This is a genomic window from Zobellia sp. OII3, assembly GCF_002211465.1.
GTDB lineage: Bacteria > Bacteroidota > Bacteroidia > Flavobacteriales > Flavobacteriaceae > Zobellia > Zobellia galactanivorans.
In genome coordinates this window covers 994465-1006670 of record NZ_MWRZ01000001.1, presented here as the reverse complement: position 1 = coordinate 1006670, position 12206 = coordinate 994465, and the positions used below count along the sequence as shown (strand labels likewise).

At 44.9% G+C, this 12206-nt stretch carries 11 protein-coding genes; 3 read left to right on the top strand and 8 right to left on the bottom strand.

Features of this window, described 5'->3' with window-relative positions; genetic code table 11:
• Positions 1 to 112 precede the first annotated feature (112 nt).
• Positions 113 to 3001, top strand: a complete 2889-nt coding sequence (locus tag B4Q04_RS04215; protein WP_088696070.1) for a sialidase family protein — start codon at positions 113 to 115, stop codon at positions 2999 to 3001.
• A gap of 373 nt (positions 3002 to 3374) precedes the next feature.
• Here the strand turns inward: B4Q04_RS04215 and B4Q04_RS04210 are convergent, their stop codons facing one another.
• The 5 genes from B4Q04_RS04210 to B4Q04_RS04190 form a co-directional block, all read right to left on the bottom strand.
• The gene (locus tag B4Q04_RS04210) at positions 3375 to 3920 is read right to left on the bottom strand and encodes a type 1 glutamine amidotransferase domain-containing protein (RefSeq protein WP_013993186.1); all 546 of its coding nucleotides are present in this window, start codon (positions 3918 to 3920) and stop codon (positions 3375 to 3377) included.
• A gap of 91 nt (positions 3921 to 4011) precedes the next feature.
• On the bottom strand, positions 4012 to 4482 hold the full coding sequence (locus tag B4Q04_RS04205) for a very short patch repair endonuclease (protein WP_088696069.1): 471 nt from the start codon (positions 4480 to 4482) through the stop codon (positions 4012 to 4014).
• A gap of 89 nt (positions 4483 to 4571) precedes the next feature.
• A complete protein-coding gene (locus B4Q04_RS04200) occupies positions 4572 to 5318 on the bottom strand; it encodes a succinate dehydrogenase/fumarate reductase iron-sulfur subunit (protein WP_013993184.1) in 747 nt (248 codons plus the stop codon).
• Positions 5319 to 5324: 6 nt separating this feature from the next.
• Positions 5325 to 7328, bottom strand: a complete 2004-nt coding sequence (locus B4Q04_RS04195; RefSeq protein WP_013993183.1) for a fumarate reductase/succinate dehydrogenase flavoprotein subunit — start codon at positions 7326 to 7328, stop codon at positions 5325 to 5327.
• 2 nt (positions 7329 to 7330) lie between these two features.
• Positions 7331 to 7999, bottom strand: coding sequence for a succinate dehydrogenase cytochrome b subunit (locus B4Q04_RS04190; RefSeq protein WP_013993182.1), 669 nt, complete (start codon positions 7997 to 7999; stop codon positions 7331 to 7333).
• A gap of 285 nt (positions 8000 to 8284) precedes the next feature.
• On the opposite strand from B4Q04_RS04190, the gene B4Q04_RS04185 reads away from it, so the two are divergent.
• Together B4Q04_RS04185 and B4Q04_RS04180 are read left to right on the top strand one after the other, a co-directional pair.
• Positions 8285 to 9175, top strand: a complete 891-nt coding sequence (locus tag B4Q04_RS04185) for a RimK family alpha-L-glutamate ligase (RefSeq protein WP_046287413.1) — start codon at positions 8285 to 8287, stop codon at positions 9173 to 9175.
• Positions 9176 to 9201: 26 nt separating this feature from the next.
• Positions 9202 to 10182, top strand: coding sequence for a succinylglutamate desuccinylase/aspartoacylase family protein (locus B4Q04_RS04180; protein WP_088696068.1), 981 nt, complete (start codon positions 9202 to 9204; stop codon positions 10180 to 10182).
• A gap of 195 nt (positions 10183 to 10377) precedes the next feature.
• Here B4Q04_RS04180 and B4Q04_RS04175 read toward each other — a convergent pair whose 3' ends face one another.
• The 3 genes from B4Q04_RS04175 to B4Q04_RS22660 form a co-directional block, all read right to left on the bottom strand.
• Entirely contained in the window at positions 10378 to 11178 is an 801-nt protein-coding gene (locus B4Q04_RS04175) for a hypothetical protein (RefSeq protein ID WP_088696067.1), read from the bottom strand.
• A gap of 122 nt (positions 11179 to 11300) precedes the next feature.
• Entirely contained in the window at positions 11301 to 11771 is a 471-nt protein-coding gene (locus B4Q04_RS04170; RefSeq protein WP_088696066.1) for a hypothetical protein, read from the bottom strand.
• 90 nt (positions 11772 to 11861) lie between these two features.
• A complete protein-coding gene (locus tag B4Q04_RS22660; RefSeq protein ID WP_161496038.1) occupies positions 11862 to 12026 on the bottom strand; it encodes a hypothetical protein in 165 nt (54 codons plus the stop codon).
• Between the last annotated feature and the right edge of the window lie 180 nt (positions 12027 to 12206).

Sequence of the window (12206 nt, the reverse complement as noted above, 5' to 3'; positions counted from 1 at the left end):
CTGATCATTATAAAACGTTTTAACAGATCTACATCTCAGATTTACCGTAAACGACCCTATTTTTATATTTGAGTTTTGCTAACTTTCCTAACTATAGCAAAACTGTTTGCCCATGAAATCGTTTTTCCTTTCCCTTCTCTTTATCTGCCCTTTAATAGGCCTATCTCAAATTACGGCTACCCCAGCGGAAACCAGGGCTCAAGCCTTGGAACTCAAGGCACGTATGGCCAACCGTTCCCTGGTTAAAAACCTTCCGCTAAAGAGTATCGGTCCTTCAATAATGAGCGGTCGGGTAGTAGATGTAGACGTTAATCCCGACAATCCCATTGAATTTTACGTAGCCTATGCCAGTGGCGGACTGTGGTACACGAACAACAACGGAACCTCCTTCATTCCGGTAATGGACAGCTCACAAACCCAAAACATCGGTGATATTGCCGTGCATTGGAAAACGCGTACCCTATGGGTCGGCACAGGCGAAAACAACGCCTCAAGATCTTCCTATTCGGGCATCGGCATCTTAAAGTCGACCGACCAAGGCAAGACATGGCAAAATATGGGCCTGCGCGATTCGCACCATATCGGTCGCATCCTTATAAACAATAAAAACCCCGACGAAGTTTTAATCGGTGTTACCGGACACCTGTATTCACCAAATACCGAAAGGGGCGTCTACAAAACGACCGATGGCGGCAAGACATGGAAGAAAACCCTTTTTATTAGCGATACGGCAGGAATCATCGATTTGGCCCAAGTACCGGGCAATTTCAATATACTGTTTGCGGCCGCATGGGAAAAAGATCGTAAAGCATGGGATTTTTTAGGAAGCGGTAACGACTCGGGCCTGTACAAAAGTATTGACGGAGGAAGCTCTTGGACCAAAATATCAAACGAGGGAAGTGGATTCCCGACCGGTTTCGGCGTCGGCCGTATTGGTTTGGCGGTCTATGATGAAAACACAGTCTACGCCCTCCTCGACAATCAATACCACCGCGAGAAAACTGAAGTGCCGAAATCAAAGTCGAACGGACTCACAAAAGAGGACTTCAAATCGATGTCGGCAAACGATTTTGTAAAGCTCGATGACAAAAAACTCAACGCTTTTCTCAAAACCAATGGCTTTCAAGAAAAATACCGTGCCGAGAACATTAAGCAAATGGTACGCAGTGGTGTAGTCGCCCCAATAGATATTACCAAGTATCTGGAAAACGCCAACACTTCCCTTTTTGACACCCCCGTTATCGGTGCAGAGGTGTACAGAAGTGACAACGGAGGAAAAACATGGCAAAAACAGAATGAAGACTATATCGATGGCCTGCTTTATAGCTACGGTTACTATTTTGGTGAAATACGGGTAGCGGCCTATGATGCCAACAAAATATATTTGGGAGGAGTACCCCTTATCCGATCCGACGATGGCGGAAAAACCTATATATCCATTAATGGCGATAACGTTCATGCCGACCACCACGCCTTATGGGTGAACCCCAAAATGCCGGGCCATTTGATCAATGGCAACGATGGGGGCGTCAATATTTCTTATGACGACGGAGCCCATTGGACCAAGAACAACTCCCCTGCAGTAGGACAATTTTACGCCATTAACGTTGACGACCAAAAGCCTTATCACGTCTATGGAGGACTACAGGACAATGGGGTATGGGAAGGACCGCACAATGCCAAGGAAAATTCAAGATGGCACCAGACCGGCGACTACCCTTGGAAGTCCCTTATGGGAGGCGACGGCATGCAGATCCAGATCGACAAGCGCAACCCTAAAATCGTATATACGGGTTACCAATTCGGAAACTACTATCGTATTGACAAAAGTACAGGCAAGCGCCATTACATCCAGCCGAAACATGAATTGGGTGAAGCCCCCTACCGTTTTAATTGGCAAACCCCTATTTTGCTTTCACCACACAACCAAGACATCCTTTACCTAGGCGGCAACAAGCTTCATCGTTCCATGAACCAAGGCGACGATTGGGAAGCCATTTCGCCCGACCTTACCCGAGGCGGTAAAGGAGGCAATGTGGCCTACGGCACCCTAACGGCCCTATCAGAATCTCCCTTTAGCTTTGGATTGCTTTACACCGGAAGTGATGATGGCCTGGTTCACGTATCAAAAAATGCAGGGGGCAGTTGGGAAAACATTTCAAAGAACATCAATATCCCTGAATTCAAAAACCCAAAGCATATTGAAAAAGAGGCCCATCTTTGGGTAAGCCGCGTTATAGCCTCCAAACATAAAAAAGAGCGTGTCTACCTTACACTAAACGGCTACCGCTGGGACGATTTTACGCCTTATGTCTTCAAGAGTGATGATTATGGAAATACTTGGACCTCAATTTCCGGGGGAATTCCAGATGCGCCGGTAAACGTGATCATCGAAGACCCCGAAAACGAAAACCTTTTATTTGTGGGTACGGACAACGGGCTCTATGTTTCCTTTGACCAAGGAAGTTCTTGGGAAAACTTTCAAAACGGGATGCCCAACGTAGCCGTTCATGATCTTGCCATTCAACCCACGGCCAAACACCTTCTGGTGGCCACCCACGGCAGAAGCATTTACAAAGCGGACATTGCCCCTTTACAAAAAATGACGACCGAACTCTTAGCGAAAGACCTACATCTGTTTGAATTGGAAGATATCAAACACCTTAAAAACTGGGGCAACCCAAGCGGTGCATGGGCCAAGGCGAACACGCCCGGCCTAGATATCACCTTTTATAGTGCCCAGCCCCATACGTACGAAGCCATCATTAAAACGGAAGAAGGCTTAGTCGTCAGTGAGACGGAGCTTCAAGCGGACAAAGGATTGAATATTCTCTCCTACGACTTGGCCTTCTCGAAAACGGGTTTAGAGGCATACCTTAAGAAAAACAAAGCCAAAATCGAGGAAGCAAAAGACGGAAAGACCTATTTACCAAAAGGGAAATACACCGTACAGCTCAAAGGCAACCGCACCACGGAAGAAGCAAGGTTTCAGATCAAATGACACAAATAAAAAAGCTCCGAATCGGAGCTTTTTTTAAGTAGGTTTTGATTTTTCCGGTGGGGACCGGGATTTCTTGTAAGCTTGCGTAGGTTAAGTAGCGGACTTGGGATTCGTTACTTGTTGGGGTTAAGTTCAAGAATTGATTTGGGGTCGTTACTCTCACTTAATTACAATGTAAATCTACGCCAGTATAGGCTACTATCTAAATTATTGTTGTGAACCGGTCCATCCGTGTTGTGAAAAACACAAGCGGTCAATTTCTTCGACAAAATACCTCTTTATCAAAGCTTTAACTTCTCTATTTCCATAAAAAAAGTCCCTGCGCAAGGCAAGGACTTTATATTACTTTCTATATGCTTTGACCTAGAATTGATTAGGCATGTTGTTCCTCATGCTTACCTTCCTTGATCTCTTCTACCAACTTAGAATTGAAGGCAGGCAAATCGTCAGGGTTCCTACTGGTTACAAAACCTTGGTCTACTACGACCTCTTCATCAACCCAATGGGCACCGGCATTGACCAAATCGTCTTTTATAGAGTGGAAACTGGTCATTTTACGGCCTTTTACCACCTCGGCACTAATGAGCGTCCATGATGCATGACAAATCGCCGCTACGGGCTTCTCTTGCTTAAAAAAATCCCTTACAAAAGTCAATACTTTCCCTTCCCTTCTCAGTTTGTCGGGATTAATGACTCCCCCGGGCAACATCAAGGCATTGTAGTCTTTTGCCGCCACTTGGTCTATAGTCTTATCCACTTTATACGAATTGGACCAATTACCATCGGCCCATCCTTTGATTTCCCCAGATTCCAAGCTTACGATATCCACTTGAAAGCCTTCTTTCTCCATGGCCTCCTTGGGAGATTTCAATTCACTTTCTTCAAATCCATTTGTAGCTAATATGGCTATCCTCTTCATAGGTATAATTTTTAATGATTTATAATTCGTTATACCGCAATTTAGGTGTAAGCATAAGGATAGCTTGACGGAAAACAAATAGATGCTTGCTCTATTGAAGCGACCGTAAATGCTGAAGTACAGCACCCAGACATCTATCCAGTTCCTTTTTTATTTCGGTTTCCCAAAACCGGAATACTTTATACCCCAACCGTTCCAATTCAACATTGACCTCTTCGTCGCGTTGAATGTTCCGCTCTATTTTAGCGATCCAAAACTCACGGTTGGTCTTAACCTTGGGCTTTCGTTCTTCCCAATTATAGCCGTGCCAATATTCCCCATCTATAAATATGACCGTCTTATACTTTTTTAAGGCGATGTCGGGCTTACCGATAAGTTTCTTATAATCGACACGGTAGCGGTAGCCTGCTGCGTACAAGGCTTTACGAAAGGCCAGTTCGGGCTTGGTATTCTTTCCTTTGATCTTGCTCATGATCTTAGAGCGCTTGGCCGTCGTGTAGAAACCCGATTCCTCGTTGAAACGGGGCACTTTAATTCGTTCTTTCGGATAGTCTTTGGGCATGGTTTAAAATAACAAAAAATCCCAAACTCCATAAAGAGAAGTTTGGGATTTTATATTGTTTTAACGGTACCGGATAGGCACTCGTATTTTTATCCTTTTACGGACGCGCTTAAATATTCGCGGTTCATACGGGCGATGTTCTTCAAGGAAATTCCCTTAGGACATTCCACTTCGCACGCACCGGTATTGGTACAGTTTCCGAAACCTTCCAAGTCCATTTGGCGCACCATATTCTGCACACGGTCTACGGCCTCTACCCGTCCTTGGGGCAACAACGCAAACTGCGATACCTTGGCCGAAGTGAACAACATGGCACTTGCATTCTTACAAGCCGCCACACAAGCACCACAACCAATACAGGTTGCCGCATCCATGGCTTCATCGGCATCGTGCTTGTTAATAGGAATAGCATTGGCGTCTACGGTATTTCCTGAAGTGTTCACGGAAATATAGCCACCTGCTTGTTGAATTCTATCAAAAGCACTTCTATCTACCACTAAATCGGTGATTACCGGAAAGGCGGTTGCACGAAACGGTTCAATAACGATCGTATCGCCATCGTTGAATTTTCGCATATGCAATTGACAGGTGGTAACCAAACGGTCAGGCCCATGGGGCTCACCATTAATCTGTAATGAACATGCTCCACAGATACCTTCACGACAATCATGGTCGAATTGTACCGGCTCTTCTCCTTTATTGATCAATTGTTCGTTGAGCACGTCTAACATCTCAAGAAAAGACATATCGCCCTCTATACCTTTTAAGGTATAATCGACTAATTCACCTTTGGTCTTAGCATCTTTTTGACGCCATATTTTTAAATTAAGCTTCATAGCTATCTATTTATAACTTCTTGTCTTCAACTCGATATTTTCGTACACCAACTCTTCCTTGTGCAAGACGGCATCTTTAGGCTCGCCTTTGTACTCCCAAGCGGAAACGAACTTAAAGTTTTCATCGTCACGTAGCGCTTCACCTTCAGGAGTCTGGTATTCTTCCCTAAAGTGACCTCCACAAGATTCGTTTCTAGTAAGGGCATCTTTAGCGAAGAGTTCGCCTAGTTCTAGGAAATCGGCCACACGGCCCGCTTTTTCCAATTCTTGGTTCATTCCATCGGCCTTACCGGGTATTTTTACATTCTCCCAAAAATCGGCCCTTAGGGCGGCAATCTCTTCAATGGCCTCTTGAAGCCCTTTTGCGTTTCTTGCCATACCACATTTATCCCACATGATCTTTCCTAGTTTCTTGTGGTAATAATCTACGGAGTGCTGTCCACTACCCGACATCAATTTTTGCAAACGCTCTTTTACCGCAGCTTCTGTAGCTTCAAACTCGGGCAAGTCGGTAGGTATGGCACCAGTTCTAATATCTTTCGACAAATAATCGCCGATAGTATATGGCAATACGAAATAGCCGTCAGCAAGACCTTGCATCAGTGCCGAAGCCCCCAAACGGTTGGCCCCGTGATCACTAAAGTTCGCCTCGCCCGCACAGTAGCAACCCTCTATGGTAGTCTGTAGGTTATAATCGACCCATAGTCCGCCCATGGTATAGTGAACCGCTGGATATATCATCATTGGAGTTTCATACGGATTCTCGTCAACGATTTTTTCGTACATCTGAAAAAGGTTTCCGTATTTGGCCTCGATGACCTTTTTACCCAAGCGTGTTATTTCTTTCTCATCAGGATTCTTGATACCGTGAGTAAGGGCCTCTTCCTTACCGTAACGTTGAATGGCCGAAGCAAAATCCAAATAAACGGCCTCCCCGGTTTTATTCACTCCGAAACCGGCATCACAACGTTCTTTTGCTGCACGCGATGCCACATCACGAGGCACCAAGTTTCCGAATGCGGGATATCTTCGTTCTAGGTAGTAATCACGATCTTCTTCTTTTAATTGGACTGGTTTTAACCGACCTTCCCGAATGGCAATGGCATCATCGATACGTTTTGGCACCCAAATCCGTCCATCGTTACGAAGTGATTCCGACATCAGGGTCAACTTAGATTGATGATCTCCGGAAACCGGAATACAGGTTGGGTGAATCTGCGTAAAACATGGGTTCGCGAAAAAGGCTCCCCTACGGTGTGCCCTCCAAGCCGCCATCACATTACTGCCCATAGCATTGGTAGACAAGAAGAATACGTTTCCATATCCCCCTGTAGCCAAAACTACGGCATGTGCCGAATGACGCTCAATTTCGCCGGTAACCAAATTACGGGCAATGATACCCCTTGCTTTTCCGTCGACAAGCACCAAATCCATCATTTCATGACGGTTATACGCTTTGATCTTACCGCGATTGATCTGTCTATTCATTGCGGCATAAGCCCCTAACAATAACTGTTGGCCGGTTTGTCCCTTGGCATAAAAGGTACGCGAAACGAGTACACCACCAAAAGAACGGTTGTCGAGCAATCCGCCGTATTCCCTGGCGAAGGGTACACCTTGTGCCACACATTGATCGATTATGTTGGCCGATTCTTCCGCTAAACGATATACGTTGGCTTCACGCGAACGATAATCGCCCCCTTTTATCGTATCATAAAAGAGTCTATAGGCACTATCGCCATCCCCTTGATAATTCTTCGCCGCATTGATCCCTCCTTGAGCAGCAATGGAGTGAGCCCTACGTGGGGAATCTTGATAACAAAAAGTTTTTACGTTATAGCCCAATTCCGCTAAAGTAGCAGCGGCGGAACCACCTGCAAGTCCGGTACCCACAACGATAATATCAATATTACGCTTGTTGGCGGGGTTTACAAGATTAATGTCGTTTTTATGTTGGGTCCATTTATTGGCCAATGGCCCTTTAGGAACTTTAGAATCCAATATGCCCATAATTAATGTGTTATTGGGTTAAAATGATGGTATAGCGCGATAAATATGAATCCCAAAGGAATAACTATCGCATATATTTTTGTGAAAGTCTGTATGCCGGCCGAATACTTGTTATTGACACCCATAGTTTGAAAAGACGAGGCAAAACCGTGCCATAGGTGTAATGACAAGAGTACAAATGAAATAACATAGATTATAGTACGCGCGAAAGGCTCGAACTTATGTACCGTTTCCTCAAGGTATCGGGTCGGGTCTTCAGGACCCACCTCTATATACTTATAGGTTATCTCATGTATCCAAAAATCATACAAGTGCAACCCGAGAAAGGCAAGTACGACCAAGCCCGTGATGATCATGTTTCTCGACATCCAAGAAGCATTGGCACTACCCTTGTATTGTTTGTACTTAATTGCCCTGGCCTTGTTGTTTTTTATCTCCAATGCAATACCCATGGCAAAATGCACTATAACCCCAGCAATCAAAACAGGCTGAAGAATGTACTGGACCAACCCGTTGTAACCCATGAAATGAGACCACTCGTTGAACGTGTCGGGTGCAATTACCGAAGTAATGTTGATAATAAAGTGTTGCAAAAGAAAAAAGACCAAAAAAAGACCCGATAGGGCCATGACCACTTTTCGGGCTATCGAAGATTTTGTCAATCCGCTCATTTTATAATAAGTTGGAGTTAGTTTAAAGACTGTTCACAAAATTAGGGCATAAGCTCGGCTTTAACAAACTTTTGGGCATTTAGTAAAGGTATTTAGAAACGTTTTAAGCAAGCCTTCCCTACCCATGTGCCAAGGCCCGCATAGTCTTTGAACACTATCGGGCCACGCCATGACGTCAGCTACAAAAAAGAAGTCGCCCCTATATTTTTTTCCTTGTCCTTCGTCTTATTGCAATTTTTGACCGATATTCAAGTCGCAAACGACCACTAACCTTCTCTTTTAATTATGGATATTGGCCTACTATCAATGAGTATGAACGTCTATTCAACCCGGCGAATAGCGGATGAAGCCAAAAAGCTGGGACATTATATCGAATGGGTCGACCATACCAAATGCGCCATAAAGATAGGAGCCCACCCGCCCCAGATTATCTTTCGCCAGGAAAACATCATCGATGCCTTTGATGCCATCATACCCCGTATCGGAACAAAGGTCACCCGACATGGGGTCGCCGTTGTCAAACAATTTGAGATGAACCGTGTTTTCAGTACGGCGCACTCATTGGGCATTTCTAGGGCGCGAAACAAGGCAAGGGCCCTTCAAATCGTAGCCCATAATAAAATTGCCGTACCCGATACCTTATTCTCTATCGACCCCGAAAATATCTCGGCACAAATCGACGCTTTAGGAGGTGCCCCGGTAGTCATCAAATTACAGGAAGGCACCCAAGGTTTAGGGGTGATACTCGCCGAAACCAAAAAATCGGCAAAATCGATCATCGACACCTTCTACAAAATGGAAACCCATATTCTTGTTCAAGAATACATCAAAGAAAGCAATGGCGAAGACATTCGCGTCTTTGTAGTTGGCGATAAGATTGTTGCCGCCATGAAACGCAGCTGTGAGCTCGATGATTTTCGGTCGAACCTACACCGCGGTGGCACCACGCAAACGGTTAAGCTTTCTTCCAAAGAACAGGACATGGCACTAAATGCCGCCAAATACATCGGTCTAGGGGTGGCAGGGGTTGACCTGATCCGCTCAAAAAAAGGCCCTTTACTATTGGAAGTGAACGCCTCTCCCGGATTACAGGGCATTGAATCGGTATCGGGCGTAAACGTTGCCAAAGAAATCATTTTGTTCGTTGAACGTAGTTGCCGCAAAAGAAAACGATAGCCTATATAAAAAGTTACTAGTACCCTATGCACAAAAATAAAACCATAACCATTGGAGGTGAAAGCGTAAAGCCCGGTGAAAACAAGTTGCTGAAAATTCCTATCGACCGTTTGCCCACCGGAACCTTGATCGATATACCTGCATATGTTTTCAATGCCAAAAAACCAGGGCCGACCCTTTTGGTCCAGGCCGGACTACACGGAGACGAGATCAACGGAATTGAAATCGTAAGGCGCATGTTGGCCGAAAAACTATTCCATATTAGTGCAGGCGCCATTATAGCGGTGCCGGTATTGAATATTTTTGGTTTTATCCACTTTTCAAGGGATGTTCCTGACGGGAAGGATGTCAACCGTAGCTTTCCAGGTACCAAATCGGGTTCTATGGCCGGACGTATCGCCTATCATTATATGACTTCCATCCTTAACCAAATCGACTACGGTATCGACCTACATACCGGAGGAAGCCAAAGACACAATTTTCCACAGGTACGCTATACCGAAAAGGATGAAGAGAGCGCAAAACTGGCGGAAATTTTCAATGCCCCAATTTCCTTCCCTTCAAAGTTGATAAAAGGTTCTTTTAGAAATGCCGCCTTCTTGATGAAAAAACCCACCATCGTTTATGAAGCCGGGGAGAGTATGCGGCTTGACGATTACTCCATTCTCGAAGGAATGCAAGGCATTTTAAATATTATGAGCCACTTCGGCATGGCACAGCCCATAGCCCCTCCTTACGTACAACGCAGCAAAACCGCCCATATAGATAGCCGGAAATGGCTCAGGGCCCCAACTGCAGGTATGTTCATACCCAAAATATCGAATGGCAGTGAAGTTCACAAAGGACAGATATTGGGCATCGTTTCCGATACCTACGCCAAACATACAAAAACCATCAAGGCACCTTTTGATGGACTCATATTTTGCATCAACCATCAGGCCGTGGTTAACCAAGGAGAGGCTCTTTTTCATGTCGGGAAAAAAACCGTAGAACTTAAACGCCGGTAGCCCTAACCCAGACCCCTTGGCCCAATAAACTTTTAAAGGTCCCAAAACCTACATGCTATTGCGTCTTTGGTCGGTAAGGGCAAACCATTTGCCTGTCGAAACCAAATTTTTACAAGAAAAACGAAAAGAAAAACCGACCTCAAGGTCGGTTAATGGGGAACACGTTTTAAAACAACACCCAAATCCTGTTCTGCATCAATCATAGTCTATGCTATAGTCAACGGGCGGAACGCCTTCGGAATCGGATACAACCGAAAAACCCACCAGTTGCCCATTTTCGTTCCTGACCTCATTTTCATAAGTAAAACCATACTCCCCATATCCGTAGGATATGATGTTCTTCTTGTTTAAAAAGTACAGTTCCGAAGGGTTCAAGTAGTAGGTATTGGCATACCAAAGCAACATGGTCGTAGAAATATCGGCTTCGTGGAAAAGACCTTTTTCCGAATTACTGGTTACAAGTTCCAGCTGGGTTTCGCCAACACCAACTTCCCCTATATTCATATCGGAATCAAAGCCAAGGGTTATAGAAAGGCCCATATCGTAGTTAAGTCGGTATCTATGGTTCGGCACATCGTGCAAGAATTCGGTGTCTTGCTGCGACCCGCCATAAAATACGGCCACGTCGGAAAGAGTATCCGCTCCCGTATAGGTAAAGAACATTTCATACCCAGTCCCATTGGGTACATCTTCAAAAAAAACCGCCATTAGGTTTCCATTCGCATCGTACTGAAATTCAGAAAAAGTATGGTATCTATCACCCCCGGAGTCTCGATACATTTCCAATGTAAGTATCTGTTTTGCCCCGTTATAGGCTATTGTATACGTTACGGTTTGATCGTCGTTGTAATCTATGGTTATCTGGTGCGGAAGTCCGGTCTCCTTTTCGACCCCAGCTTCTTCAATTTTCGATTTATCGTTCTCTTTTGAACACCCTACGATCCAAAATATCAACACGTAAACTAGAAGGGACTTATTTGTATGTAGCTGTTTCATTTTAAATTATTAGTACGACACAGGGTTATTTCGAAAGGCAGAATTATACGGCCGCCCGAAACCTGTACCATGTCCTATTCGACAGTGACCCGGGGCAATAATAGGCGGGTGGGCCCATTTTATTAATCGTAATTTGCATTTGATATTCTACCTCCGAACTGCCCCCATAGGGTCGATGAATCGGGGTCGAACCGTATTATATACCACTGTCCCTGAATACTCGCCCCATCACTGCCATAATTGACCAAGGTTCCTGAATAGAAAGAATGTTCATCATAAGTCGGAACCTCCAATGAATCTGCGACTTCACAAGAAAAGCAAACATGCATTTCAAAAAGATTCCCGTTCAGGGACCACACCCCAACACCTAAGGAACCTTCTTCGTTAATGATCTTTACTTGCAAGGTGCCGTCGGAATTTAGTTTGAGTTGACGGGAAATCACTATGAGTTGGTGAGCATCGCCTTCTTTGTCATTGTTTCGGCCGAAGAGCCAATACGATTCCGACAAGGTACTCTCTACGGTCAAAGAAATTTCAACCCGGTCATTTCCGTTCTCGACCACAACCACTATGGGGGTAGCTCCTACCGCCAAGGCATTGTTCCAAGAAATAATGCCGGAATTTGCGTCGATGGCAATCCCTTCAACCTCATTTTTTAGTGAGAATACACCTGCGTCACCATTTCATTTCACATAGGGTGCCGGGGTTTCGCCCTCGGACCTAAAATCGACATCGAGCGTCTGAAGTCCATAAGAAACATCGATTTGGTGCGAAGCTTCCTTGCTACAGGCCGACAAAAGGAAAAGCGACATTATCAAAAAAAATCCTGTAATCGTTTTTAGTATCATATCTGTACATTTTACTGGTTCGATAACTTCAAAAACCGTCACCAAGGGGTATTGAAGTCCATTGACCGGCATGCTTGTTACCTAATATTGATTTCCCTTAGCCCTGCCCAAGGTCCATCTTGATCAAACCCACCGTTGTAACAAAGGGGGTAAGTGGTTTGCCCGGTCGTATCGAAACTC

Excerpts from the sequence above, each read along its gene's own strand:
- B4Q04_RS04180 (WP_088696068.1), top strand. The coding sequence starts at position 9,202 with ATGCACAAAAATAAAACCATAACCATTGGAGGTGAAAGCGTAAAGCCC.
- B4Q04_RS04195 (WP_013993183.1), bottom strand. The coding sequence starts at position 7,328 with ATGGGCATATTGGATTCTAAAGTTCCTAAAGGGCCATTGGCCAATAAA.
- B4Q04_RS04200 (WP_013993184.1), bottom strand. The coding sequence starts at position 5,318 with ATGAAGCTTAATTTAAAAATATGGCGTCAAAAAGATGCTAAGACCAAA.
- B4Q04_RS04210 (WP_013993186.1), bottom strand. The coding sequence starts at position 3,920 with ATGAAGAGGATAGCCATATTAGCTACAAATGGATTTGAAGAAAGTGAA.
- B4Q04_RS04190 (WP_013993182.1), bottom strand. The coding sequence starts at position 7,999 with ATGAGCGGATTGACAAAATCTTCGATAGCCCGAAAAGTGGTCATGGCC.
- B4Q04_RS04175 (WP_088696067.1), bottom strand. The coding sequence starts at position 11,178 with ATGAAACAGCTACATACAAATAAGTCCCTTCTAGTTTACGTGTTGATA.
- B4Q04_RS04185 (WP_046287413.1), top strand. The coding sequence starts at position 8,285 with ATGGATATTGGCCTACTATCAATGAGTATGAACGTCTATTCAACCCGG.
- B4Q04_RS04215 (WP_088696070.1), top strand. The coding sequence starts at position 113 with ATGAAATCGTTTTTCCTTTCCCTTCTCTTTATCTGCCCTTTAATAGGC.
- B4Q04_RS22660 (WP_161496038.1), bottom strand. The coding sequence starts at position 12,026 with ATGATACTAAAAACGATTACAGGATTTTTTTTGATAATGTCGCTTTTC.
- B4Q04_RS04205 (WP_088696069.1), bottom strand. The coding sequence starts at position 4,482 with ATGCCCAAAGACTATCCGAAAGAACGAATTAAAGTGCCCCGTTTCAAC.